Below are 26,691 nucleotides of genomic sequence, written 5' to 3' on the forward strand. Positions count from 1 at the left end.
ATGCTGTATATCGAAAATTAAATATGTATTAGTATAGCGGTTATTGTTAATAAAACACCGCCTTATTTTGATATATAACTATTAGTCAAAACTAATTGGTATTTTGCTATATTCATATATAGCGATTAAAATTAATGTACTATAAATTTCAAATTGAATTATGTAAAACAATCTATATTATATAAAAAAGAAACATATAAAAAATATAGCTAAGTCCTTAATTAAGGGACTTAGCTTTTTTATTTTATAAGATACTATTTTATTTAAAATAATGTTTCTTTAAAATTTTATCTGCTACTTGTACGCAATCTTCACAAGATAAAATTTTATTCTTCTGCATATTTTTCAAATCTCTACAATATATTGAACCACATTTTTCTTTAAATAATTTTGTTACTTCCTGAAATTTATTATATGTATCTTGTTTACTTTTCAATGGAGAATTTTTATCACCTGCACTATTAGCTAGACTTATTACTAAAAACATGCCTGTAACAGCTCCACAAGTATCTCTTAATCCTCCCATGCCAGAACCAAATCCTTCTGTTAATTTAAATGCTACATCTTCTGACAAACCTAATTTTTCACAATAAGCACAAACAATAGCTTGACAACAATTATAATTATTATCTATAAAATTTTCCATTACTTTATTTTTCACAAAAAGTCATCACCATTCTTAAAAATATGTATTTATTATACTTATTTGTATTTATATTTTATAGATAAAATAATGCACAATATTTGTTAAAAAATGACTTTTTATCTTCTTATTATTTATCTTTATAAGTTATACTTTATAAGTTATAATTATATACATTATATTCAGAAAGGTTCTTGTCATTATGAAAAATTTCTTTATTGAATTTAAAAAATTTGCTTTTAAAGGCAATATGCTTGATTTGGCAGTTGGTATGATTATTGGTACTGCTTTCACAGGGCTTGTAAATTCCATTGTAAAAAATTTAATCATGCCTATAATCAGTATTTTTACTGGTGGTATTGATTTTAATAATATGTATCTGCCACTCAGTAAAGCAACTTTTGCACTCGCTGAAAAAGGTGCTGACCTTGAAACAGCCAAAAAAGCTGGTGCAGTTTTCGCTTATGGGGCTTTTTTAACAGATTTTCTCCAATTCTTAATTTTGGCTTTTGTAGTCTTTTGTCTAATCAGACAGCTAAATAAATTAATCCCTATTCCTAAAGAACCGCCAAAAACAAAAATCTGTCCATTTTGTAAATCACAAATTCCTCACGATGCCGTTAAATGTCCTAATTGTACCTCTGATTTACCGACAACTTAAATACACATAAAGAAAGCATAGTCTAATCACAACGATTAAACTATGCTTTTCTATTTATATTATTTCTGCCACTGATAAATTACTGCTTCATATGGTCTTAAATGACCTTTTGTCAAATCTGTTATTGTATCTTCATAATTGCTGATTAAGATTTTTCCTGTGCCTTCCAAACTAAAATCAACTTCTTTATCATAAAAATTACATACTATAAGCCAAGTTTTATCTTCATATTTTCTTGTATAAGCAAAAATATTTTTATCTTCAGCTAATAATAAATCATATTCACCATAAATCATAATAGGATTTTCTTTACGCATCTTAATCAATTTTTGATAACAATAAAAAATAGAATTTTTATCAGCTAAAGCTTTTTCTACATTTATATCTACATAATTGCTATTCACTCTATACCATGGTTTAGCTTTGCTAAAACCAGCATTTACATCACTATTCCACTGCATAGGCGTTCTTGCATTATCTCTAGCTTTGGCACGCAAAGATTTTAAAATTTCTTCTTTAGGTATATTATTAGCCATTCTTTCTCTATATGCATTCACAGATTCAATATCGGCAAAATCAACTAAATCATTAAACTCAATATTGGTCATGCCGATTTCTTCACCTTGATAAATATATGGTGTTCCCTGCATACCATGAAGCAATATCGCCAACATTTTCGCAGACTGCACGCGATATTCTTTGTCATTACCCCAACGAGATACAATTCTTGGTAAATCATGATTATTCCAAAATAAACTATTCCAGCCCTTGCCATTTAATTCTTTTTGCCATTTAGTAAATACTTTTTTCAACTCAATTAAATCAAGCTTTTTCAAATTCCATTTATCTGCTCCTTCTTGGTCAAGCATAATATGTTCAAATTGAAATACCATACTCAATTCATGTCTATCTGGACTGGAAAATAACTGTGCTATCTGCGGATTTGCACCCCAACATTCACCCACAGTCAATAAATCTTTGCCTTGCAAAGTTTCTTTATGCATTTCTTGAATATATTCATGCAATTTAGGCCCATTTTCTTTGATTTTTAAATCTGGAACTTTACCAATCATATCAATAACGTCCATTCTAAAACCACCAACACCTAAATCGATCCAAAAATTCATCATCTGCCAAATATCTTTACGCATATCTTTATTTTCCCAATTTAAATCTGGCTGTTTTTTACTAAAAAAATGCAGATAATATTCTTGAGAAGCTTCATCATATGCCCATGCTGAGCCACCAAAACAGGATAATAAATCATTAGGTGGATTGTTGTTCTCACCTTTTCGCCAAATATAATAATCACGGTATTTGCTATTTTTATTTGCCTTTGCTTCTATAAACCATTTATGTTCATCTGAAGTATGATTTACCACTAAATCCATGATTATTTTTATATTATGTGCTTTAGCTTCTTTCAATAAAGCTTTCATCTCGTCTAATGTCCCAAATTCTGGAGAAATATCATAATAATCGGAGATATCATAGCCATTATCATCATTAGGTGAACAATATACAGGGCTTAACCAAATTACTTCTATACCCAATTTTTCCAAATAATCCAATTTAGAGCGAATACCATTGATATCACCGATGCCATCATTATTGCTATCACAAAAACTACGAGGATAAATTTGATAAACAACAGATTTTTGCCACCATTTTGTTTCCATAAAAATCACCTTTTATTTCTTATCTATTTTATTATATTATAATATTAAATTAAATTTTGAGGTTATTTATTATGGAAAATTCTCACGTACTTCAAATAACAAAGCGTCATTTTTCTGATTTATATCTATGTTTTTGTGGCTCTGCCAAATGTGAACCCAATCATAGTTTCGGTCCTGGTATCCGCGATAATTATATCATTCACTATATAACTAAAGGTAAAGGAAAATACTATGTAAACGATACTTGCTACGAATTATCTCAAGGTCAAGGTTTTCTCGTCGAACCACATTCACAAGTATTTTATCAGGCCGATAAAACTAATCCATGGCATTATCTTTGGATCGGTTTTAATGGCACTAAAGTCACTCAATATCTAAATGATATCAACCTTAATTCTAAGCATTTAACATTTCAATGCAATTATAGGGAAGACTTAAATAAAATCGTTCAAGATATGCTTTCTAATAATAATTTTGCCACTAGTAATCAATTTTTATTAGAAAGTTTGCTTTATGCTTTTTTCTCTATTCTAAGTAAAGATATCAAACCTGTATTGCCAAGCAATGATAATAATAATTTTTATGTAAAAAAAGCCATTGAGTTTATTGAAAATAATTACACCAATAAGCTTAAAATTACTGATATAGCTAAATATGTTTGCATCACTAGAAATTATCTTTATCTACTATTTCGTAAATATTTAAATGTTTCTCCTCAAGAATATGTGACTAATTATCGCATAACTCGTGCCGAAGAACTATTAAATAGTACTACATTATCTATTGAAACCATCTCTAATTCTTGTGGCTATCAAGATCCTCTAGTTTTCGCCAAAGCTTTTAAAGCCAAAAAAGGCTTTACGCCTTCACAATATCGCAAAAAGTTTTCCCAAGAATATTTTTATAATCAAATAACAAATAACAAAAAATAGAAACTATAAGTTTTATATTTATAGTTTCTATTTAACATTTAAACTGATTTTCTCAACAACAGTATATTTATTTTCATAAAATTCTTATATATAATAATTTATAGATATCACTTATAAAAACCAATAAAATCCTATATCTATAAAGGAGTATATATAATTATGCAGATTTTATTTAATGAACAAAACCGCACTTTTCATTTAACTAATGATAAAATTAGTTACATTATGACTGTACTTCCTAATGGTCATCTAAGCCAAGTTTATTTTGGTAAAAAAGTACATGACAAAGCAGATTTTTCCTATTTAATTCAATCTTGTGCTCGTCCAACAACTTCCTATATTTCTGAAGAATTCCATAATATTATATCTTTGAGCCATATTCGCCAAGAATATCCTGTTTATGGTACTTCTGATTATCGTCAGCCTGCTATTGAAATTTGCCAGCCAAACGGCAGTAAAATTTCAGACTTCCAATATCAAAGTTATTCTATCAGCAAGGGTAAACCAAAACTTGAAAATTTACCTGCTACATATACAGAAAACGATGATGAAGCTCTCACTTTGACTATTCATTTGCAAGACTCTGTAACTTTGATTGCCATAGATTTGCTCTACACTATTTTTGCTCAAAATGGCATTATTGCCCGCAGTGCTAAAATATACAATCAAGGAAAAGATGATGTTCACTTAACAACAGCTATGAGCCTTTGTCTTGATTTACCTGATTGTAATTATGACTGGCTTCAATTTTCAGGATCATGGGCTAGAGAACGTCATTTAAAAGTACGTAAATTAGAACAGGGCATCACTGCCATCAATTCCACTCGCGGTCATTCTTCCCATGAACACAATCCATTTATTATTTTAAAACGACCTACTACAGATGAAAATAAAGGTGAAGCTATTGGTTTTAGCTTAATCTATAGCGGTAACTTCTTAGCTCAAGCAGAAGTTGATACTCATGATGTTACACGCATTCTAATGGGTATCAATCCAACTACATTTGATTGGAAATTAGAACCAAATACATCTTTCCAAACTCCAGAAGCAGTGATGATTTACACTGATGATGGCTTAAATAATTTAAGTCAATCATTCCATAAATTATTCCAAAAACGCCTTGCTCGTGGCTATTGGCGAGATAAAGTAAGACCTATTTTAATCAATAATTGGGAAGCTACTTATTTTGATTTTAATGAAGATAAACTCGTAGCTATTGCTAGCAAAGCTAAAGAATGTGGCGTAGAATTATTCGTATTAGATGATGGCTGGTTTGGCAAACGCACTTCTGATTATGCAGGTCTTGGCGATTGGTATCCAAATACTGACCGTTTGCCAAATGGCATCAAAGGCCTTGCAGAAAGAATTGAAAATCTCGGCATGAAATTCGGTCTTTGGATTGAACCAGAAATGACTAATATGGACTCCGACCTCTATCGCAATCATCCAGATTGGATTTTACATGTACCTGGCAGACACTCTTCTGAATGTCGTCATCAATATGTTCTCGATTATTCTCGTAAAGAGGTAGTAGATTATATCTATAATTTACTTGCTAAAATCTTACGTGAAGCTAAAATTTCCTATATTAAATGGGATATGAACCGCAGTATTACAGAATGTCATTCCGTAGCTTATCCTGCTGATAGACAAGGAGAAATCTTCCATCGTCATATCTTAGGTGTTTACGATTTATATGAACGCTTAACTTCTGAATTTCCTCATATTCTCTTTGAATCCTGTGCTAGTGGTGGTGCTAGATTTGATCCAGGTCTTTTATATTATGCTCCACAAGGCTGGGCAAGTGATGACTCCGATGCTATAGAACGCTTAAAAATCCAATATGGTACATCTTTTGCTTATCCTATCAGCTCTATCGGCAGTCATGTTTCTGTTACTCCTAACCATCAAGTATATCGCCTGACACCTCTTCATACTAGAGCAAACGTTGCTTACTTTGGTACTTTTGGCTATGAGCTTGATTTAAATAAATTAACTCCAGCTGAACAAGAAGAAGTAAAAGAACAAATTAAATTCATGAAAAAATATCGTGAAGTTTTCCAATTTGGCACATTCTATCGTTTGAGCAGTCCTTTTGAAAATAATGTAACTGCTTGGATGGTAGTAAGCGAAGATAAAGAAACTGCTATTGTCGGTTGGTATCGTGTATTAAATGGTGTAAATTTGCCATATAGCAGAATTTATCTCCAAGGTTTAAATCCAGATTTCTGTTATCAGCAAAGCATTGATGGTAAATCTTATTTCGGTGATGAACTCATGAATATCGGTCTTGTAATTGATGATCCAAGTGCAGGTCAAGCACATGGTGATATGGCTACAAGCTGTGACTTTGATTCTAAAATTTATGTATTAAAAGCAATAAATAAATAAATAAAAATTTTAAGGCTTAGTTTTCAATTGATTAACTAAGCCTTTTACTCATATTATTTATTATTTTACTATTTCTTTATAAATTTATTTTTTTTATAATAATAATAAATATATATTTAGGAGGATAAACGTTATGACTTCTACCAAACAATTAAATTGGGCTGTTTTAGGCACTGGTGTAATCGCTAATGAAATGGCTCAAGCCCTGCAAAACATGGGCAAAAAATTATATGCGGTCGGCAATCGCACTCATAGTAAAGCCATTGATTTTGCTAAAAAATACGGTATTGAAAAAGTTTACGATGATTTTCAAGATATCTTCACCGATCCTGATGTAGATATCATTTATTTAACAACTCCACATAATACACATTATCCATTTATGAAAAAAGCTCTTGAAAATCATAAACATCTATTTGTAGAAAAATCCATTACCTTAAATAGTGATGAATTACATGAATGCGTTAAACTTGCTCAAGAAAATAATTTGATTTTAGCTGAAGCTATGACAATCTGGCATATGCCTATTTATAAAAAATTATGGGAAATAATACATAATAATGAACTTGGTAAAGTACAGATGATCACTATAAACTTTGGTAGTTTCAAAGATTATAATATGACTAATAGATTTTTTAATAAAAATTTAGCTGGTGGTGCTCTACTTGATATCGGTGTATATGCCCTTAGTATCACACGCAGTTTTATGCAAAGTAAACCAACAAAAATTTTAAGTCAAATGCTTCCTGCACCTACTGGCGTTGATGAACAAGCTACTATTTTATTGATGAATGAAGATAATCAAATGGCAACAATCGCTTTATCACTTCACTCTAAACAACCAAAACGAGCTATGATTAGCTGTGAAAAAGCTTATATTGAAATCATGGAATTTCCTCGTGCTAATAAAGCCGTAATTACCGATGCTGTTACAGGTGAAAAACAAGAAATTATCTTAGGCGATACAAAGAAAGCTCTTCAATATGAAATGGAAGATATGGAAAAAGCAATTTTAGAAGGACAAACTGACCTGTTGCAATTTACTTATACGCAAGATGTCATGGATATCATGACTAAATTACGTCGTGAATGGAATTTAATATATCCTGAAGAAATGTAATCAATATTTTTATCAAAATAAAAAATAATCTAAAAGAGGTCTTTATGTCTACATTTGCTAGTGATACATCAAAACGCAGTTTAAAAAACTGGATTATTGCACTTGGTATTTTATTACTTGGTCTAATCATTGCCCATCTGGGGATTTCTTTATTTTTATTATCTGAACTCGGTACAGATACTTTTACGGTATTTATTCAAGGACTTGCTCGAACATTTAATTTATCCGTAGGTACTTTTCATGTCATTGTCCTATGTATTTTATTAGTCATCATGCTTCTTACCACAAAAGGTTATGTAAAACCTGGCACTATTTTATGTGCTTTTTGCGGTGGCCCAATCATCGATTTTTTCACATGGCTCTTAGGTGATTTTGTCAATGCAGATTCTACTTTACCATGGCGTATTATAGCTATGATTTTAGGGTGCATTATTTTATCTATCGGCATGTCCATTGTCATCAAAAGTAACGCTGGTACTGGCCCTAATGATTTGATAGCCATTATCTTAACTGATAAATTACAAAAATTTCAATTTCGCTGGGTACGTATGACTTGTGATTTATTTTTTGTTATCTTAGGCTATATCTTAAGTGGTACTGTTGGTATAGGTACAGTCATAGCTGCTTTTTTAACTGGTCCACTTGTGCAGTTTTGGCTTCCTAAAAGTGAATTTTTAATTAAACAAGTTTTAAAAGAGTCAGTACCACACGTAAAACGTGTGGCTTGCACAAGCCTATAAGGCTTTTAACAATAGCCAGCGCCTAAATGACGCTGGCTTTCTCTTCGTTCAAGCCATTGTGCACTGATTACTTAACAATCCCTAAAGGGATCATTTAATTCTTTTGTGCTTATTTTATCCATCATTTTATCATACGTATCTTGTTCTCTTATATATTTCGCTATTGTTGCTTCATTTAGTCCTACTGTCGATACATAATATCTTGTTGACCAAAAATTATTGTTTCCAAATTTATATTTTAAATTTCCATGTCTTGCAAATATCATCATTGCACTTTTTCCTTTTAAATACCCCATAAAATTTGATATACTCATTTTTGGTGGTATCTTAACCAAAATATGAATATGATCCGGCATAGCTTTCCCTTCTATTATCTCTATGCCTTTCCACTTACATAAATCTTTTATTATTTGTACAATATCTCTACGCAATTTATTATATATAATTTTTCTTCTATATTTTGGGGTAAATACTATATGATACTTGCACATCCATCTTGTATGTGCTAAACTTCTTTCCATAGAAATTCTCCTCTCTTTAATAATGACTTGAACACTTATTATTTTAATAGAGGAGAATTTCTATTTCTATAAGAAACTTATTAACCACTCGTAAAACGAGTGGTTTTTTGTTTCGCACGCTCTGCGTACTCAACTAACTAAAGTACATAATAAAATTTAAAGTCTATAGCAAAAGCTATAGACTTTTATTTTAACTAAAATTCTTTCTTTCATATTCATAATCTTTGATTAAATCCATCATGACCTTCATAGGTGCTGTAACCCATTTATGCTTATGATAAATTAATTGTCGCCATACTTTAAATACTTCTGGTATATTTATTTTCATCAATTTATGTTCATGAATTTGCGATTGAACTGTAAATTCTGGTAAAAAAGAAATGCCTGCATTTTTCTCCACCAAAGATTTTAAAATCTCTACATTTCCCAATTCCAAAAAAGGATTTATTTCTAGTGATTTAGAAGCTAAATATTCTTCTAAATGTCTGCGATAACTCATATCTTTTTCTGTAAGTAAAAAATCTTCGCCCATTAAATCCTCTATTAAACAATTTTTCCCTGCTAATCTATGCTTAGGACTAACTACAAAAAATACTTCTTCTTTTTTCTCCATTACAGTAACTATTTCTGAAGAATAAATTCTTTTATCTAGAGTATAGACTAAATCTGCTTCATTATGTCTTAATTTATAAAATAAACTATCCGTACCAGCTGTATATAGAGTTATTCTTATCTTTGGATACAATTGATGAAATCGCTCTAATATTTCAGGGAAAAAAGTATTCGCTATAGACTCTGCCATGGCAATTCTCAATTCTCCCGACTCTATAGGTAAGTTTTTCAATGCTTTTTTTGCATCTTCACTAGTCCTGATAATTCCATGGGCATATTTTAAAAATTCTTGTCCTGCATTTGTCAATCTTACTGTTTTATTAATTCGTTCAAATAATAAAATATCTAATTCTTCTTCTAATTTTTGAATTTGTGCTGTAACAGTTGATTGTGAATAATTTAATAACATTGCCGCTTTTGAAAAACTACACTGTTCTGCTACATACAAAAAAGTCTTTAAATTTCTTAATTCCATTTTTTATATCTATTGCTCCTAATTATCTATCGAAAAAACTGAATTATATTATAGAAATTATCGTTTTTACAAATAATATATATACAAGTTATAATTATAAATGATTTTTCTTAATAATTCTATAAAGGAGTTTTTCTATGGATAATATACATCAAAATGGAGGATTTAAAAGCAGTACAGGCTTTATCCTTGCTTGTATCGGCTCAGCTGTTGGTATGGGAACGATTTGGATGTTTCCCTATCGTCTAGGTGAATATGGAGGCGGTGCGTTCTTAATCCCTTATATTTTATTTTCTATCTTATTTGGACTTGTTGGTTTATCAGCAGAATTTGCCATAGGTCGCCGTGCTAAAACTGGTACACTTGGTGCTTATGAATATTGTTGGAGCAAAATCAAACAATCAAAATTAGGTTATTTGCTCGGTTGGATACCGCTTCTAGGCTCACTTGGTATCGCTATCGGCTATGCTATCATCATCGGTTGGGTTCTTAGAGCTTTATGGTGGTCTATCACTGGTGAAATGTTGTCTGGTCATCATGAAGTATTTTTACAAGAAGTCACTGGTGAATTTGGCAGTGTATTTTGGCACACACTTGTTATTGTAATAACTGCTATGATTTTAATGTTCGGCTCTACATCGGGAATTGAAAAAGTAAATAAAATTTTAATGCCTTTATTTTTTGTCTTATTTTTAATCTTAGCTATTCGCGTGTATTTCTTACCTAATGCTAGTGCTGGATATGAATTTTTATTTACACCGAATTGGGAATATTTAACACATATTGAAACATGGGTTATGGCTATGGGACAAGCCTTCTTTTCTTTATCCATTACAGGTTCAGGTATGATTGTCTATGGTACATATTTACCAAAAACAGAAGATATTCCTAAAGCTTCCATTCGCACAACTTTTTTCAATACTATAGCTGCTCTCCTTGCTGCTTTCGCTATCATCCCTGCTGTTTTTGCTTTCAATATTGCACCAAATGCAGGCCCAACACTTATGTTTATCACTCTTCCTAATGTTTTTGCTCAAATGCCATTTGGTCAATTATTTGCTATATTATTTTTCATTTCTGTAGCTTTTGCAGGTATCACTAGTTTATTAAATATGTTTGAAGCAGTGAGCGAATCCTGGCAGACAAGATTTAAACTCTCTCGCAAAACAGCTGTTATGCTATGCTCAATCATCGCTCTATTTATTGGTGTATTCATCGAAGCTGAGCCAAAATTTGGCCCTTGGATGGATGTTGTAACTATTTATATTGTTCCATTTGGAGCTGTTCTTGGTGCATTTTCTATTTATTATATCTTAGGATATAAAGAAATCCGCCAAGAATTGGAATTCGCCCGAAAACCTCTCGGTGCATATTTTGGATTTACAGCTAAATATATCTATGTACCATTAACAATTATAATTTTCATCCTCGGTATTATTTACGGTGGTATTTAAAAAAAAGCGTCAATAAGATTTTTACTTATTGACGCTTTTCTATGGATAAAAACATTATTAAAATGAAGGGCAGCTATTTATTTTTCATCAATTGCCATTTTAGCATTTGCATGAAATTCTTCTGTTATTTCTTCTTTGCCTGCATAATTCTGTTTTCTTGAACCATACATGACAAAATACATAACTAGACAAATAACAGACATCACACCAGTTAACATATATAAACCTTCAAAACCAAGCATTGGTCTTAATACACCGAGAATATAAGGGCTAACGCCAAGGCCTAAATCCAAAGCTACAAAATATGTGGAAATAGCGACACCTACACGATGATTTGGTGTTAATTTTATACAAATAGCTTGACCATTAGACATAAATGTACCATATCCTAAACCTACAAATACACCAGCTAATAATAACATCCAAGCAGTTTGTGTACCACTTAATAAGAATAAACCTATTGCTAAGCAGACAAAGCAAGGATACATAACATAGTTTTCTCCTCTGGCATCAAATATAATACCAGTCATTGGACGAGAAATTGTAATTACTACAGCATAAACTACAAAGAAGAAAGTGCCTGCTTCTACTAAATGAATTTCTTGTGAATAAGCTGCTAAAAAGCTCAATACACTTGCATAACAAAAAGCAACCCAAAAACCTATGAAGGAAATTACAGATACTTTGCTTTCTACAAAATTATTTACAGAGATTTTGCGAAGTTTAGCTTTTTCATCTGGAGAAAGTTCAAGCTCTTTGATATTGAGGAAGAAACAACCTATTACACATAAAACAATTAAACCTACACATAATTCAATGATAGCTGCAAAAGAAGTTCGTGTCATCATAAACATGCCAATAAATGGGCCAACAGCGGCAGCTACACTTGTAGATAAACCATAATAATTTATGCCTTCACCTTTACGTGAAAGAGGTATACAGCTAGCAATAATTGTACTTGTCGCTGTGGAAACTACACCATAGGCAAAACCATTTGCTAAACGAATAATATACATTATCATTAAATTTGGTATGTAAAAATAAAAAACAGTCGTTATCAAATATAAAGCCATACCAGTATATAGCATTTTCTTTCTACCAAATAATTCAATTTGTTGTCCTGCCAATAATCTAGCAATTAAAGTACCGACAATATAGATACCAGAAGCAAGACCAGCTTCAGCTAGACTAGCATTTAAATCATTTTTAGCAATGACAGCAATTATTACCATCAATAAATAATAAATCAAATAAACTAAAAAATTAATACCAGTGTCCAAAAGGAAATCTTTTGTCCACAAACGTTCTTTAGAGGAACTACTCATGCTCTCATCTCCAAAATCTTAATTAAAGGATATTTCATATTGTATACATCCACTTTATATTTGTATAGCTTAAGATACTAATGAGAGTCATCAATATTTTTTATCTAAACCTAATTAAAATTTATCTATTTTCTTGATATAAATCTAAAATATAATCTACAAAAATTTCGATACTCTTAATCTTAGGATTTTCATGTTTATATAGTAAATATGAATCAAAATTCAATGGTTCTAGCAATTCATAATAACCTTTTTTGATGCCTAATTCCTGTAATAAACGCTTTGATATCAATGTTCCTACTTTATTATGATCGCAATAATGAACTATCGCATATGGTGTAGATAATCTAGCTTCAATATGTGGTTTTATATCTAATTCTACAAAATAATTTTCAAGGGCATTTGTCATAAAATAATCTGGTGAATGTGTGACAAATGAATTTTCTTGGATTGTATTAGCTGTTATTTTCGCTTCTGATATATTTAAACATGGTGCATAATATACAAATTCATCTCTACAAAATAATCTCTTTTCACAGCCATCTACATGCATTTGTGGTAATAAAAATGTAGAAGCTATATCTATTTGTCCATTTTCTAATTTCTTCAACATGGATTTTGCTTCTAAATTGTATATATTAAAGCAAATATTATTATCATTATGTTGTTTAAAATAACTGATATGCCTATTCATTAAAATATCACCTAAGGACATCAAAGCTCCTATATTGATATATACAGCTTTTCCTGTAAACTTTTGTAATTCATCGATAGCTTCATCTAATTCATCAATTATAGGTATGATTTTTTGCAGAAAAAACTCACCTTCTCTAGTCAAATCACTGCCACGATTAGAACGAGTTATTAATTGTATATTAAGCATTTCTTCTAATTTTTTCATCTGAAAACTAAATGCTGATTGAGTAATATTTGCTCTATGTGCTGCAGTTGCAAAATTACGCACTTTACCATAAATAATAAAATTTTCTAATTGTTGTATACTAGGTCTTTCCTGCATTTTGACACCTCATAATAAAATTTTATTCTCTATTATATACTATATTTCTACAACATCAAATAAAAAATTAACAAAAAAGACAAAGCAATAATCTCATTTATATTATCCTTTGCCTTTTTTGTATATTAAATCTTATTTATTTTTTATTCTATGCGTTTAGCTAAATTTTTCCATGTAGTTTTAGTCAAAAAGCTTTCTTCTACCTGTGTTTCTAATTGTATATAACGATAATATGGTATACTAAATGACAAAATTTCTTTATCTATACATTTTCTAGCAGATGGATCAGTCAATCCGATCGTACATTTTATACTATTCTCTTCAAAAATTTTTAAAGCAAACAAAATAGATTGTGCACAGCCTGCACCAAATTTTAGCTCTACATTATCTTGCGTTTCTTGGTCATAATTTGCTAAGACTGTAAGAGCTGATAATTGGTCAGCATTTACTAAAAATACAATTATTTCTGGTTGATTTTCATCTTTTATCAATTCTAATGGCTTGAAAACTACATATTTTTTAGAATTTATTTTTGGCACATTCATAATAAAATTTCTCGCAAGTTCAGGGTTTTTCTTATAACACTCTCCTTCTTCGTCATCATTTGCTCCTGTGGATAAAAAATATTCTATATATCCTAAATCATACGCTTTCAATCCAAGACCTGCTCTGCCACCCATACAAGCAGTTGTCTCTTGTGAAAAAATTGCTGTTTTGCCTTTAGAAGCAGCATTTAACATAGCTATCACACAGCCCCAAACACCTTCTTTAAATTGCAGTGCATTATCTTCTTTTATATCCGTTCTATATACTGCAATCGGTTGATTTTTTAATTTTATCGCTTTTGCTATTTTACTATCCATTATTTTCACCTCGCTAAAATTTATTTTCTATCTAAAATTATACTATGAATAATAGAAAAAATAATAAAAAAAAAGCAGTTTACGAATATTTTATATCCATAAACTGCTTTTTATTTATAACTATATATTATTTTATATTATTTTTCTAACATATCGTTTTTAATCATGTATTCAGCGATTTGAAGTGCATTTAATGCTGCACCTTTTCTAATCTGGTCACCGCAAAGCCATAAGTTTACAGCATTAGCTACAGAATAATCTTTGCGGATACGTCCTACATAAACATCATCTTTACCAGATGTCATGAGAGGCATTGGATATTCCATTTCTGCTGGATTATCCTGAACTGTTACACCATCAAATTTTGCTAAAGCTTCTTTGATAGCATCTAAACTTACTTCTTTTTCAAGTTCTACGTTAACAGATTCAGCATGGCTACGATATACAGGTACACGAACTGTTGTTGCTGTAATACCGATTTCATCATCTTCTAAAATTTTATGTGTTTCATTGATCATTTTCATTTCTTCTTTAGTGTAAAGATTATCTTGGAACACATCAATCTGTGGAATTAAGTTAAATGCAATCTGATAATGTTTTGGCAGAGAAGCACCTGGTAAAATATTAGCTACTACTTCTTTGCCTTCTACAATAGCTTGTACTTGGTCTTCAAGTTCTGCCATAGCTTCTTTACCGCCACCAGAAACAGCCTGATAAGTAGATACTACAATACGTTTAATTCTTGCTAAATCATAAATCGGTTTTAATGCCATTACCATGATGATAGTGGAACAATTTGGATTTGCAATAATACCTTTATGACGAGCAATAGCCTGTGGGTTTACTTCTGGAACAACGAGTGGAACTTCTGGATCCATGCGGAATGCACTGGAGTTATCGATTACTACTGCACCAGCTTTTACAGCAGATGGAGCAAATGTTTTACTTGCAGCACCGCCAGCAAAAAGAGCAATATCAATATTTTCAAAAGAATCATGAGTTGCTTCTTCTACTGTATATTCTTTGCCCATAAATTGAATTTTTTTACCAGCAGAACGATGAGATGCTAATAATTTTAATTCATTAAAAGGGAAATTTCTTTCTTCAATAAGATTTAAAAATTCTTGACCTACGGCACCTGTTGCCCCTAAAATCGCCACATTATATTTTTTCATTTATATCACCTATCCAATATTAATAATTAGTCCATAATTTTATCTAAATTACAAGTAAGTCCTGCATTAAGATCCATAATTTTTTTACAAGCAAGTACAACACCTGGCATGAAAGAAGTACGGTCAATAGAATCATGACGAATAGTCAAAGTCTGTCCTAAACCACCAAAAATTACTTCTTGATGAGCTACATAGCCTGGAAGACGTACACTATGAATTCTCATACCATCATACTCTGCCCCTCTAGCACCAGCTAATTTTTCTTTTTCATTTTCATGACCTTGTTTATGACTTTCACGAACCTGTTTAATCATTTCAGCAGTAACAAGAGCTGTTCCTGATGGAGCATCAAGTTTATTATCATGATGAAGTTCAATGATTTCTACATCTGGCATATATTTTGCTGCTTCGCAAGCCATTTTCATCATGAGTACAGCACCGATAGCAAAATTAGCTGCAATAAAGCAAGGTGTATTATTTTCTTTGCCTAAAGCATCTAATTGAGCTTTTTGTTCATCAGTGAGTCCAGTTGTACCAATTACAGGGCGAACATGATTTTTAATAGCGATACTTGCAGTATTAAATACTACAGATGGCTGAGTAAAATCTACCATAACATCTGGATTTGTTTCTTTAATAGTAGCTTCTAAATCAGTAGACACGATGATTCCTGTTTTTCCACAACCAGCTTTATCACCAACATCCATACCGCCAACTATATCTACAGCTCCCACAAGCTCTAGTTCACTATCTTTCATTACAGCATCAACTACGGTACTGCCCATACGACCGCAAGCACCATTTACAATAACTTTAATCAAAATAATTCATCTCCTAGTAAATTATACGATTTTAACTATGAACAATATTATAATGGGAAAAGACTTTAAAATCAATATGTTTCATCTTATTTATGGACTTTATTATGCTGTTTTTCTCTCTTTTCTTCTGTTATAGTACCATATTGCACCATAAATAATACATACTAACACTATTACAATCATTAAGCGGTCTAAGTTATTTTTATAGTTAACTACATCATGACCTATCACCACTTCAAGTGCAGTAGAGGGAAACTTTCCAATCAAATTTGCCAAAGCATAATCTTTTAAACTAATGCGACTAACAGCTCCAAGTGCAGTCAATATTCCTGAAGGAAAATACGGCATAGCACGTAAAATAAGCATTACTTTAAATCCATTTTTACCACTGAATTCATCTGCTTTTTTTAGATACTTAGATTTGGCAATTAATTTTTCTGCTGAAGAACGCAAAATTGTTCGCATCAAGATAAAAGATATTATTACACCCGCTGTTTCAGCAAGCCATGATAAAATAATTCCCGGCACTATACCAAAAAGTAAGCCATTAGCCGTAGATACAAAAATCGAAGGCAAAAAGCCCAGTGCATTTATCAGTACATCTAATAAAAAACTAAATACCATCGCCCATATACCATATGAAGCAATATAATTTACAGTTTCTTGCATATTACCACTTGTGGCTACATGCCAAAGATCACCATAAAAATTAGGATTTAAAATATAAATAACAACAAATATTGCTATCAGAATAAATGCTGTAATTATTTTTATTGTAGACTCTTTCATTAACTTATATCCCTTCTTTATCTTAAAATTTAGCTATTAGATATCTACACATCAGAAATATTTAAGAATTTATGTTTATATTGTAACTCTAAAATTTCATTTAATGCTCTTTTATCTATGCCATAATCAATAGCTCTTTGGGCTTCCACTCTTGCATTGACTAAGACATTTACATCATTTAATACATCTGCAATTTTTAAATCAGGTAAACCATGTTGCATTGAACCAAAAAATTGCCCTGGCCCACGTAATCGCAAATCTTCTTCAGCCAAAACAAAACCATCAGAGATCTTCTCCATGAGATGCAATCGCTCTAAGGAATTTGCATTTTTGCCACGATTGATCAAAATACAATAAGAAGCATACTCTCCTCTACCGATACGACCACGAAGCTGATGAAGCTGAGCCAATCCAAAGCGTTCAGCACCTTCAATCACCATAATATTAGCATTTGGCACATTTACACCGACTTCAATCACTGTAGTTGATACTAATACATCTATATCGCCAGATAAAAAACTTTGCAATAAATTTTCCTTCTCTTTTGGTTTTAATTTACCATGAAGCAAAGCACAATTCAAGCCGTATAAATAACCTGAAGTAAGCTCATCATATATCATTTCTACAGAAACAGCATCACTATTTTCGCTATCTTCAATCAATGGACAGACTACATAAGCTTGTCTTCCTTTGGCCACTTCATCTTTTACAAATTTATAAATTAAATTTCTTCTATCTGGCATACGCACAAAAGTTCTTATAGGCTTTCTGCCTGGTGGTAATTCCTTGATAAAAGAAACATCTAAATCACCATATACTGTAAGCGTCATTGTTCTTGGAATAGGTGTGGCTGTCATCACTAATACATCTGGCAAAAATTCTTCTCCTTTTGCCTCTAATTTTGCTCTTTGATTTACACCGAAACGATGTTGTTCATCAGTTACTACTAGACCTAAATTTTTAAATACGACATTATCTTGTATCAAAGCGTGTGTACCAATGACTAAATCCATTGTACCATCAGCTAAACTTTCTAATATTTCTCGTTTAGCTTTAGTTTTCAAACTTCCAGTCAATAAGCCTACATGTATATTCAATGGCTCTAATAATTCTTTTATCTTGCCATAATGTTGCAATGCCAAAATTTCCGTTGGTGCCATCAAAGCTCCTTGGTATCCATTTTCAATAGCTTTTACTAAAGAAAGTATGGCTATTACTGTTTTCCCTGAACCTACATCACCTTGTACTAAGCGTTGCATCTGCACATCTTTTTGCATATCTAAACAGATTTCTTGCCAAACTTTTTCTTGTTCTGCTGTTAAATTAAATGGCAATTTATTTTTTACTGTTTTTACTAATTCACTATTAGATAAAAATTTTATGCCTTTATGTTTTACCTGATGTTGCTTTTTCAACAATAATAAACCTGCTTGAATTAAAAATAATTCTTCAAAAATTAAACTCTTCTTCGCTTTTTCTAATTCTTGTCTTGTCTGAGGAAAATGTATCTTTTTGATAGCCGTCTGTTTATCGAATAAAGCATATTTTTCACGAATAAAACTTGGCACTATATCCTCTACTAAAATATCTTGAGTACAAACCTGCTCAATTAAATTGCGAAAATCTTTTGGCTTTAAATAATCTGGAAGTGTATATATAGGCATAAAAGCACAAGGGCCATCATTTATTTCACTATTTATATTATCGTTATCTATGATATCAAAAGAAATAATCTGACTTATGGCAAGTTGACCATATCCACCATAGGCATAGCCTACTTTACCATGTACAAATAAACTGCTTTTTTGCACCTTTAATTTCTTTTTTAAATAATCTTGATTAAAAAAATTAAGCTGAACAACACCTGTATCATCAGCTAACATTATAGTTAATAATTTTAATCCTCGCCTTGTATTTTTTTCTGCCATAGCCATGATTTTACCCTGAATATTTACTACTTCTCCGACTTTTATTCTGCCGATAGGCATTATCTGACTCTGGTCTTCATATCGTCTAGGATAATATGTGATTAAATCATATATATTTTCTATACCTAATTTTTTTAAAGTTTGTGCCTTTTTAGGGCCAACTCCTTTTAAAAATTGTACATTTTCTCGTATATCCATTTATTACACCTATCTATAAAAATTAATTTTAATTATAACATATTTAAAAATCCACTGCTTTAACTTATTTTTTAATCCTATTTTAATTTTTTTGTAATTGATTTTAAAGTCTATTATGTTCTAATATATATTAGAGTTTTATTAACCTTATACGATAAATTTCTAAACTTAATACTTTTAGAAGGTGATTTTATGAAATTAATTTCTCGACTAATACTTTTAGCTTGCTTTACTTTGGCTATATTTACCTATATTCTACCAGTTGAAGCCACCTCTACAAATGGAGAAGCTACACAAATTCAACAACAAGATGAAATCATTGTGAATGGCACTAAAATTAATGCTTATCCTATCGTCATCAATAATTGTACATTAGTTCCCGCTCGTGATGTTTGTAAAAATTTAGGCTTTACTATTTCTTGGAATAACAATAAAGAAACTGCTACCATTAATAGTAAAAATATGAAATCCACTGTAAAAATAGGTCAAGATTTGTATACTGCTCAAAGCACTATTGCCATCGGCATGACTGCACCTATATCCCTTGGTTCTGGGCCACTGCTCATCAACGATAAATTATATATTCCAGCAGAAATTTTTCGTATACTACAAGGAAATGATCCTAATTGTTTAGTTTATACTGACCATCAAATAATTTTAAATACTGTTGAATAAATTAAAAAGCATTAAGATATATTTTATATACTTAATGCTTTTTTATCTATTTTTTGCAAAAGATTTACTGAAATTTAGCATAAATTAAATTAAAATTACACATTTCATCTTTATACTTAAATTAACTTAAAAATATCGCTTAAAACTTAGCAGATTGGAATGTTAATATATGCAAAATTTATCTCGTCGTAATTTTTTTAAATTAGGTGCTGGTGTTTTGGCCGGAGCAGCACTTTTTGATTTAACAGGATTAAACCATAAAGCTTTCGCTCAAAAAATAACACCTTCTAGTTTTAACATAAATCCCGTTAAATTATCTGATTTACCACCAGCTACAAAAGCACCACTCAATTCTCAGCTAGTTAATAACGCTTATGATTACATAATCTCTAGTGTGGAAAAAATAACAGATAATAAGCTTCGTCAACAAACATTAGATTTAATCAAAGATACACATCCTAAATTTATGCAATTATACACATCTTCTACAGATGTAACTAATATTTATAATGAGCTTGCTAATAAAGGCTTAATTGATACTTCCATCATCAGTCCTGAACAATTATTTCCACCATTAAAAACTAAAAATAATCCACAAGATTTTATCACTGCTCCTGGTAGTGGCTATTCTAGTCATCATGCTTATCCTGGAGGACTCCCAACTCATACAGCAGCAAATCTCTCTATTTCTGAGGGCATAGTTAATACTTATAAATTAATCTTTGGTTATACAGTGAATAATGATATCGTATTATCTGCTCAAGCATTACATGATTTAGCTAAACCATGGGTTTTCCAATGGAATGAAGATGGAACTTGTCTTCCTGAATATACAATCTGCGGTACTGGTGCACATCATATTTTAGGAATTGTAGAAGCCATTTATCGCAATTTACCTGCAGAAGAAATCATAGCTCAAGCTTGTGCTCATAATCATCCTGGCAGTGATAAAGATGAACATGATGTAGTAAATTGGATAAAAACTGCTAGCATTATCGCTCAAAAAAATCCTGTAAAATATGGTTTACTTGATAAATCTGGAGATAAATTACCTACACCACAACATCAAGAAGGTTATATCGTCCACTTAGGCGACCATGACTGGGTATTGAGTGGTATTGTTGCTAAAAATACAGTAATCTATCTCAAAGAAATTGCTAAAACTGATTATAATTTTTCTGATAAAGACTTAAACGGTCAATTATTCAACGATTTTAGAAATTATATTGGTGCACAAGTTTCTTTTATGTATTTGCATAATCTCATGGCTCAAAATGGCCTTGAAGATGTTCGCAATCTTGTTCATCAAATAGTTTTAAAATAAAATATTAAAATCTTACCAATCCTAATGACTCCTCTTATTGTCATTTATATAAAAGCCATAACTCTTCAACCCTTAGAGTTATGGCTATTTTCTTTATTATTAAGTAAATCATATACGAATAAAAAAAGAACAGACAAAAACGTCTGTTCTTTTTTATCTTATGCTATCAAATAAAATATTAAAATTTATCTTTAATAATCTATATGATTAATTTTCAGCTTTTTTCTTAGGAGCTACAGCAGTACGAATAGAAAGTTCACGTAACTGTTTTGCATCAACTTCAGAAGGAGCCTGTGTCATTAAGCAGCTAGCACTTTGAGTTTTAGGGAATGGAATAACGTCACGAATAGAATTGCGTTTAGCCATAAGCATAACCATACGGTCAAGACCAAATGCAAGTCCACCATGTGGAGGAGTACCATATTTGAAGGCATCAAGCATAAAGCCGAATTTTTCATGAGCTTGTTCTGGAGTTAAGCCGATTGCTTCAAATACTTTTTCTTGAGTATCGCTATTGTAAATACGAAGGCTACCGCCACCGATTTCTACACCATTTAATACCATATCATATGCTTTTGCTTTTACGCGACCAGGATCAGAAATGAGATATTGTACATCTTCATCACGTGGTGCAGTGAATGGATGATGCATTGCTTTCCAACGTTTATTTTCTTCATCATATTCAAACATAGGGAAGTCAACAACCCAAAGGAATTTATATTCGTTTTCATTGATAAGACCACGACGACGGCCCATTTCAAGACGTAATTCGCCAAGAGCTTGAGCTACTACAAGTGGTTTATCTGCAACTACGAGTAATAAGTCGCCTGTTTGAGCATTAGTTGCTTCTTTGATTTTCTGGAATGTTTCTTCGCTGTAGAATTTTTTGAATGGAGATTTGATTTCTGTTTCAGTGTACTGAATCCATGCTAAACCTTTTGCACCATATCTTTGAGCATATTCTACAAGACCATCAAGTTCACGGCGAGGAATATTTGCATAGCCATCAACTTTGATAACTTTAACCTGTCCGCCATTATCAAGTACAGATTTAAATACTTTAAAGTCAGAGCCTTTAACGTATTCGGAAATATCCATGAGTTCCATGCCAAAACGGATATCTGGTTTATCGGAACCATATCTTTCCATAGCTTCGTCCCAAGTCATACGTAAGAATGGAGTCTGTACTTTTTCACCGATAGTTTTTTCAAATAAACCGGATACTAAGCCTTCCATTAAGTTTAAGATATAATCTTGGTCAACGAATGACATTTCAATATCGAGCTGAGTGAATTCTGGCTGACGGTCAGCACGTAAGTCTTCATCACGGAAGCAACGTACGATTTGGAAATATTTTTCATAACCAGCTACCATCAATAACTGTTTGAAAATCTGTGGAGATTGTGGCAATGCATAGAATTTACCAGGATTTACACGACTAGGAACTAAATAGTCACGTGCACCTTCTGGAGTACTCTTTGTAAGCATTGGTGTTTCAATTTCTAAGAAACCATGTTCATCAAAGTAATCACGCATTAATTTTGTAACGCGATGACGAAGCATGATATTTTTCTGCATTTCAGGACGGCGAAGGTCTAAATAACGATATTTTAAACGAACGTTTTCATCAACATCAATACCATCTTGAATATAGAATGGAGGAGTCAATGCTTTATTTAAAATACGTAATTCTTCAGCATAAATTTCAATTTCGCCAGTTTCCATATTTGGATTTATTGTTTCTTTATCACGTAAAGAAACTTTACCACGTACAGCTACTACGAATTCAGAACGAAGGGATTCTGCTTTTGGAAATTGGTCTGCACCAATTTTATCTTCAGCAAAAACGAGCTGAACAAGGCCACTTCTATCACGTAAATCAATAAAAATAAGTCCACCATGGTCACGACGGTGAGATACCCAACCGCATAATACTACTTCTTGACCTTCGTTTGTGGCACGAAGTTCACCACAATGGTGAGTTCTTTTCATACCTTCCATTGTTTCCATTTTACTAATTCCACCTCAATAATTATTTTGTTAATGTAGTGAGTTTATTAAGCAATTCATCTATAGAGATTGTTTCTTGTGTACTTTCATTCATATTTTTAAGTACAACAGAATTTGCTTGCAATTCATCTTCACCTAAGATAATAGTGAATTTTGCATTTGCTTTATTTGCTTGTTTCATTTGAGCTTTCATACTACGTCCTGCAAAGTCCATAGCAGCTTTAAATCCAGCTCTACGCAAATTAGCTAAAATTTCAAATGCTTTTGCCTGTACAGTATCACCTAAAGCTACAATAAATACATCTGTATCATAATTAGTTTCAGGTAATAAATTTTGCATTTCAAGAGCGAGTAATACTCTTTCAAGACCTGTAGCAAAACCTACAGCAGGTGTAGATTTACCGCCACATTCTTCAATAAGACCATCATAACGGCCACCACCTAAAACGGCAGATTGAGCACCAAGTGGTACATATTTTAATTCAAATGCAGTTTTAGTATAGTAATCAAGACCACGTACAAGACCTGGATCTAATTCAAATTCAATACCTGCAGCTGTCAAAAATTCCTGTACTTTATGGAAATGGTCGCTACATTCATCACAAAGACAATCAGTAATAGCAGGAGCATTTTCAGCAAGTTCTTTACATCTTTCGTTTTTGCAATCTAAAAGACGCATTGGATTTCTATCATAACGAGATTTACAATCATCACACATCTCATTGATTACAGGTTTGAAAAACTCTTGCAATTTTTGACGATATACAGGTCTACATTTTGGACAACCTACAGAGTTTAATAATAATTTTATATCTTTAAGCCCTAAATCTTTTAGGAACTGTACAGCTAAAGAAATGATTTCAGCATCAACAGCTGGATTTGCTTCACCTAAAGCTTCTACACCAAATTGATGAAATTCACGATAACGACCAGCTTGTGGGCGGTCATATCTAAACATTGAACCAATGTAGAATAATTTGCATAAATTTGTATCTGCATATAATTTATTTTCTAAATAAGAACGTACTGCTGCTGCTGTATTTTCAGGACGAAGAGTAATACTTCTATTACCTCTATCTGTGAATGTATACATTTCTTTTTCTACAACATCAGTAGTTTCACCTATGCCACGCTGAAATAATTCAGTATGTTCAAAAATAGGTGTTCTGATTTCACGGTAGCCATATTGACCACATAATTTTCTGATTAAATTTTCAAGATATAACCAATTTCCTACTTTATCAGGGAGTATGTCTTTTGTTCCACGAGGAGCTTTTGTCAACATATAAAATATCACCTCTACATAATTTTAGTCGCCATAAGCTTCTTTTAAAAGCATTGCTCGGCGGTCAATATATTTATCTATACTATTTAAATAAGTATACAAATCTTTTGCATTAAAAGATGTTTGCAATCTTTTTCCTGGATAAGTAATCTTACTAGTTGCTGCACCGCCAACACCTAAGATAGTCTGGCGTTCACCCATTATTTGAATATTATATATGCCTTCTTGTCCTTTTTTACTATAGCCTACATTTTCTAATTGACCACTCATATATCCTTGACGATAAATATAATAAGGTATTAAACCATATTCATCAATAGCAGTAGTGATTATTTTAGCCATAGCTTGAACCGTTTCATCATCAGGCAAAACAATATTATCTCTTATGAGTTTTAGCTCTGAACCCTTTTTCAAAGCCAATGCATGCAATGTTATATCATCTGGAGCTAAATCAATTACTTTATTAATCGTATCTTGAGCATCTTTTGTATCTTCTCCAGGAAGTCCAATGATTAAATCCGTATTCACATGCTTTATACCAGCTTGTCTAACCTGCTTAAACGCACGCAAAATATCTGCTGAAGTATGTTTTCTGCCAATCAAAGTCAATGTTCTATCTTGCATTGTCTGTGGATTTACACTAACTCTATCTGCACCGTATTTCACTATGGATTTTGCCTTTTCCAGACTCAAAGAATCAGGTCTACCTGCTTCCACAGTGAACTCTTCAACATAATCGCCTTTAAATGATTTAGATACTAATGATAATAAATCATCAAAATCATTTTCATTTAAACTTGTAGGAGTGCCCCCACCTATATAAATACTTTGAACTTTAAATTCATATTGTTCAATTAATGCCTTAATTTTAGCAATCTCATAATTTAAAGTTTGTAAATACTTACGAGTCACTTCACTACTTGGCAATATACTAGATGGAAATGAACAATACAGACAACGAGATGGGCAAAATGGTATGCCAACATATACACTGATTAATTTAGGATCATTTGCTTTAGCTAAAAAAGGCAATTGTAAATAAGCAATATCCGTAATTAAATTTGCTTTATCTATTTGCACTTCATAATCATCTTGCAAACGCTTTATTAAACCTTGACGGTCTAATCCTTGCTCCATCAAGCGATGTACTATTTTTGTTGGTCTAACCCCATGAAGAATTCCCCAAGGAGCTGTTTTGGCCTGTAAATCTTCACAGAAGATATGATATAAATTTAATTTAATTAAACGATTAGTCCCTGCTTTTAGACTTTCATCTTCATGTAAAAAACTTTGTCTTGTATAAGTCCATATTTTATCATCTTTTCGCAAAGTCAAAACTGTTTTTACGCCATTTAAAGCTACATTATCTGTATTATTTTCTATTTTTAATTCATCATAATCAAAAATAGCATCTTTTACATTATCAATATCAACTTTAAATAATACTAGAATTTCTTTTACTATTTTTACAATAATTTCTTTTGTACTATTTAAATAAAAATCTTTTATCTTCACGATTTCACTTCACGCTTTTTCTGACATTCTTCACAATAACCAAAGAATTTCAACTGATGATCTACAATCTTAAAATTACATTTATCTTCTATTTTTTGTTCAAGATTACCCAATAAATCATCTGTAAATTCTAAGACTTTACCACATTCAACGCAAATCAAATGATGATGTTGATGCTCATTAGGACTTGCATCATTTAACTCATAGCGACGACAACCATCACCAAAATCAAGGTAATTTAAAATATTTAAATCACTTAATAATTCTAAACTACGATATACTGTCGCTAAGCCAATTTCACATTTTTGCTCTTTCAAAATAAAATGCACATCTTCTGCACTTAAATGCTGACTTGGTCTATCTAAAAATATCTGTAATACAATTTTTCTTTGAGGAGTTAATTTATATTGAGGACCCGCTAATTTTTGCTTTAAATCCTCCATAGTTATTTTTACAGGCACTAAAAACCCTCCTTTAATCTCTGTTAGTTTCAAATATATATATTTTAGCAAAAATATACTTATATTACAAAGTTTT

General features: G+C 31.5%; 23 protein-coding genes. 8 read left to right on the plus strand and 15 right to left on the minus strand.

Features of this window, described 5'->3' with window-relative positions; all coding sequences use genetic code 11:
• Positions 1–259 precede the first annotated feature (259 nt).
• On the minus strand, positions 260–661 hold the full coding sequence (locus Q5I67_RS00600; protein WP_302486041.1) for a C-GCAxxG-C-C family protein: 402 nt from the start codon (positions 659–661) through the stop codon (positions 260–262).
• 184 nt (positions 662–845) lie between these two features.
• On the opposite strand from Q5I67_RS00600, the gene mscL reads away from it, so the two are divergent.
• Entirely contained in the window at positions 846–1,304 is a 459-nt protein-coding gene (gene mscL, locus Q5I67_RS00605) for a large conductance mechanosensitive channel protein MscL (protein WP_296898430.1), read from the plus strand.
• 59 nt (positions 1,305–1,363) lie between these two features.
• On the opposite strand, the gene Q5I67_RS00610 is transcribed toward mscL, so the two are convergent.
• The gene (locus tag Q5I67_RS00610) at positions 1,364–2,983 is read right to left on the minus strand and encodes an alpha-glucosidase (RefSeq protein WP_302486042.1); all 1,620 of its coding nucleotides are present in this window, start codon (positions 2,981–2,983) and stop codon (positions 1,364–1,366) included.
• 71 nt (positions 2,984–3,054) lie between these two features.
• Here Q5I67_RS00610 and Q5I67_RS00615 point away from each other — a divergent pair, with 71 nt between their 5' ends.
• The 4 genes from Q5I67_RS00615 (at position 3,055) to Q5I67_RS00630 (ending at position 8,166) form a co-directional block, all read left to right on the plus strand.
• Positions 3,055–3,915, plus strand: coding sequence for an AraC family transcriptional regulator (locus tag Q5I67_RS00615; protein ID WP_302486043.1), 861 nt, complete (start codon positions 3,055–3,057; stop codon positions 3,913–3,915).
• A 159-nt stretch (positions 3,916–4,074) separates the two neighbouring features.
• Complete coding sequence (locus tag Q5I67_RS00620) at positions 4,075–6,306, plus strand: alpha-galactosidase (RefSeq protein ID WP_302486044.1); 2,232 nt, start codon at positions 4,075–4,077, stop codon at positions 6,304–6,306.
• A gap of 133 nt (positions 6,307–6,439) precedes the next feature.
• Positions 6,440–7,426 (plus strand): Gfo/Idh/MocA family protein, encoded by a 987-nt coding sequence (locus Q5I67_RS00625; RefSeq protein ID WP_296898421.1) that lies wholly within the window; start codon positions 6,440–6,442, stop codon positions 7,424–7,426.
• Between the two features lie 44 nt (positions 7,427–7,470).
• Positions 7,471–8,166: a YitT family protein gene (locus tag Q5I67_RS00630; protein WP_302486045.1), complete on the plus strand. Its 696-nt coding sequence runs from the start codon at positions 7,471–7,473 to the stop codon at positions 8,164–8,166.
• A gap of 71 nt (positions 8,167–8,237) precedes the next feature.
• On the opposite strand, the gene tnpA is transcribed toward Q5I67_RS00630, so the two are convergent.
• Positions 8,238–8,687 (minus strand): IS200/IS605 family transposase, encoded by a 450-nt coding sequence (gene tnpA / locus Q5I67_RS00635; protein WP_302486046.1) that lies wholly within the window; start codon positions 8,685–8,687, stop codon positions 8,238–8,240.
• Between the two features lie 190 nt (positions 8,688–8,877).
• Positions 8,878–9,774 (minus strand): LysR family transcriptional regulator, encoded by an 897-nt coding sequence (locus tag Q5I67_RS00640; RefSeq protein WP_302486047.1) that lies wholly within the window; start codon positions 9,772–9,774, stop codon positions 8,878–8,880.
• Positions 9,775–9,911: 137 nt separating this feature from the next.
• On the opposite strand from Q5I67_RS00640, the gene Q5I67_RS00645 reads away from it, so the two are divergent.
• Positions 9,912–11,228: a sodium-dependent transporter gene (locus tag Q5I67_RS00645; RefSeq protein ID WP_302486048.1), complete on the plus strand. Its 1,317-nt coding sequence runs from the start codon at positions 9,912–9,914 to the stop codon at positions 11,226–11,228.
• Positions 11,229–11,305: 77 nt separating this feature from the next.
• Here the strand turns inward: Q5I67_RS00645 and Q5I67_RS00650 are convergent, their stop codons facing one another.
• The 7 genes from Q5I67_RS00650 to recG form a co-directional block, all read right to left on the minus strand.
• The gene (locus Q5I67_RS00650; RefSeq protein WP_296922769.1) at positions 11,306–12,553 is read right to left on the minus strand and encodes an MFS transporter; all 1,248 of its coding nucleotides are present in this window, start codon (positions 12,551–12,553) and stop codon (positions 11,306–11,308) included.
• Positions 12,554–12,674: 121 nt separating this feature from the next.
• Positions 12,675–13,571 carry a LysR family transcriptional regulator gene (locus tag Q5I67_RS00655; RefSeq protein WP_296899819.1) on the minus strand — a complete coding sequence of 299 codons (897 nt, stop codon included), beginning with the start codon at positions 13,569–13,571 and terminating at the stop codon, positions 12,675–12,677.
• Between the two features lie 143 nt (positions 13,572–13,714).
• A complete protein-coding gene (locus tag Q5I67_RS00660; RefSeq protein ID WP_302486049.1) occupies positions 13,715–14,434 on the minus strand; it encodes a DUF169 domain-containing protein in 720 nt (239 codons plus the stop codon).
• A gap of 137 nt (positions 14,435–14,571) precedes the next feature.
• Positions 14,572–15,609 (minus strand): aspartate-semialdehyde dehydrogenase, encoded by a 1,038-nt coding sequence (locus Q5I67_RS00665; protein ID WP_302486050.1) that lies wholly within the window; start codon positions 15,607–15,609, stop codon positions 14,572–14,574.
• Between the two features lie 26 nt (positions 15,610–15,635).
• Complete coding sequence (gene dapB / locus Q5I67_RS00670; protein WP_302486051.1) at positions 15,636–16,430, minus strand: 4-hydroxy-tetrahydrodipicolinate reductase; 795 nt, start codon at positions 16,428–16,430, stop codon at positions 15,636–15,638.
• 102 nt (positions 16,431–16,532) lie between these two features.
• A complete protein-coding gene (locus Q5I67_RS00675; protein WP_296895920.1) occupies positions 16,533–17,219 on the minus strand; it encodes a TVP38/TMEM64 family protein in 687 nt (228 codons plus the stop codon).
• Positions 17,220–17,263: 44 nt separating this feature from the next.
• A complete protein-coding gene (recG, locus tag Q5I67_RS00680) occupies positions 17,264–19,345 on the minus strand; it encodes an ATP-dependent DNA helicase RecG (protein ID WP_302486052.1) in 2,082 nt (693 codons plus the stop codon).
• A gap of 192 nt (positions 19,346–19,537) precedes the next feature.
• Here recG and Q5I67_RS00685 point away from each other — a divergent pair, with 192 nt between their 5' ends.
• Together Q5I67_RS00685 and Q5I67_RS00690 are read left to right on the plus strand one after the other, a co-directional pair.
• A complete protein-coding gene (locus tag Q5I67_RS00685; RefSeq protein ID WP_302486053.1) occupies positions 19,538–20,020 on the plus strand; it encodes a copper amine oxidase N-terminal domain-containing protein in 483 nt (160 codons plus the stop codon).
• A gap of 169 nt (positions 20,021–20,189) precedes the next feature.
• Positions 20,190–21,344: a TAT (twin-arginine translocation) pathway signal sequence gene (locus Q5I67_RS00690; protein WP_302486054.1), complete on the plus strand. Its 1,155-nt coding sequence runs from the start codon at positions 20,190–20,192 to the stop codon at positions 21,342–21,344.
• Positions 21,345–21,551: 207 nt separating this feature from the next.
• Here Q5I67_RS00690 and aspS read toward each other — a convergent pair whose 3' ends face one another.
• Genes aspS through Q5I67_RS00710 form a run of 4 tightly spaced genes read right to left on the minus strand, consistent with a single transcriptional unit; the run spans position 21,552 to position 26,615 of the window.
• Entirely contained in the window at positions 21,552–23,354 is a 1,803-nt protein-coding gene (gene aspS, locus Q5I67_RS00695) for an aspartate--tRNA ligase (protein WP_302486055.1), read from the minus strand.
• A gap of 22 nt (positions 23,355–23,376) precedes the next feature.
• Positions 23,377–24,639 carry a histidine--tRNA ligase gene (gene hisS, locus Q5I67_RS00700; RefSeq protein WP_296896070.1) on the minus strand — a complete coding sequence of 421 codons (1,263 nt, stop codon included), beginning with the start codon at positions 24,637–24,639 and terminating at the stop codon, positions 23,377–23,379.
• Positions 24,640–24,663: 24 nt separating this feature from the next.
• A complete protein-coding gene (hemZ, locus tag Q5I67_RS00705) occupies positions 24,664–26,154 on the minus strand; it encodes a coproporphyrinogen dehydrogenase HemZ (protein ID WP_302486056.1) in 1,491 nt (496 codons plus the stop codon).
• Positions 26,151–26,615: a Fur family transcriptional regulator gene (locus Q5I67_RS00710; protein WP_296896073.1), complete on the minus strand. Its 465-nt coding sequence runs from the start codon at positions 26,613–26,615 to the stop codon at positions 26,151–26,153. The genes hemZ and Q5I67_RS00710 overlap by 4 nt, the downstream gene beginning before the upstream one ends.
• Positions 26,616–26,691: the final 76 nt, after the last annotated feature.

Origin of the sequence: uncultured Megamonas sp. (genome assembly GCF_958438645.1) — a bacterium.
Taxonomy (GTDB): Bacteria; Bacillota; Negativicutes; order Selenomonadales; family Selenomonadaceae; genus Megamonas.

Coding starts and splice junctions, on each gene's coding strand:
- mscL (WP_296898430.1), top strand. CDS start 846: ATGAAAAATTTCTTTATTGAATTTAAAAAATTTGCTTTTAAAGGCAAT.
- Q5I67_RS00610 (WP_302486042.1), bottom strand. CDS start 2,983: ATGGAAACAAAATGGTGGCAAAAATCTGTTGTTTATCAAATTTATCCT.
- Q5I67_RS00615 (WP_302486043.1), top strand. CDS start 3,055: ATGGAAAATTCTCACGTACTTCAAATAACAAAGCGTCATTTTTCTGAT.
- Q5I67_RS00620 (WP_302486044.1), top strand. CDS start 4,075: ATGCAGATTTTATTTAATGAACAAAACCGCACTTTTCATTTAACTAAT.
- Q5I67_RS00625 (WP_296898421.1), top strand. CDS start 6,440: ATGACTTCTACCAAACAATTAAATTGGGCTGTTTTAGGCACTGGTGTA.
- Q5I67_RS00630 (WP_302486045.1), top strand. CDS start 7,471: ATGTCTACATTTGCTAGTGATACATCAAAACGCAGTTTAAAAAACTGG.
- tnpA (WP_302486046.1), bottom strand. CDS start 8,687: ATGGAAAGAAGTTTAGCACATACAAGATGGATGTGCAAGTATCATATA.
- Q5I67_RS00640 (WP_302486047.1), bottom strand. CDS start 9,774: ATGGAATTAAGAAATTTAAAGACTTTTTTGTATGTAGCAGAACAGTGT.
- Q5I67_RS00645 (WP_302486048.1), top strand. CDS start 9,912: ATGGATAATATACATCAAAATGGAGGATTTAAAAGCAGTACAGGCTTT.
- Q5I67_RS00650 (WP_296922769.1), bottom strand. CDS start 12,553: ATGAGTAGTTCCTCTAAAGAACGTTTGTGGACAAAAGATTTCCTTTTG.
- Q5I67_RS00655 (WP_296899819.1), bottom strand. CDS start 13,571: ATGCAGGAAAGACCTAGTATACAACAATTAGAAAATTTTATTATTTAT.
- Q5I67_RS00660 (WP_302486049.1), bottom strand. CDS start 14,434: ATGGATAGTAAAATAGCAAAAGCGATAAAATTAAAAAATCAACCGATT.
- Q5I67_RS00665 (WP_302486050.1), bottom strand. CDS start 15,609: ATGAAAAAATATAATGTGGCGATTTTAGGGGCAACAGGTGCCGTAGGT.
- Q5I67_RS00675 (WP_296895920.1), bottom strand. CDS start 17,219: ATGAAAGAGTCTACAATAAAAATAATTACAGCATTTATTCTGATAGCA.
- recG (WP_302486052.1), bottom strand. CDS start 19,345: ATGGATATACGAGAAAATGTACAATTTTTAAAAGGAGTTGGCCCTAAA.
- Q5I67_RS00685 (WP_302486053.1), top strand. CDS start 19,538: ATGAAATTAATTTCTCGACTAATACTTTTAGCTTGCTTTACTTTGGCT.
- Q5I67_RS00690 (WP_302486054.1), top strand. CDS start 20,190: ATGCAAAATTTATCTCGTCGTAATTTTTTTAAATTAGGTGCTGGTGTT.
- aspS (WP_302486055.1), bottom strand. CDS start 23,354: ATGGAAACAATGGAAGGTATGAAAAGAACTCACCATTGTGGTGAACTT.
- hisS (WP_296896070.1), bottom strand. CDS start 24,639: ATGTTGACAAAAGCTCCTCGTGGAACAAAAGACATACTCCCTGATAAA.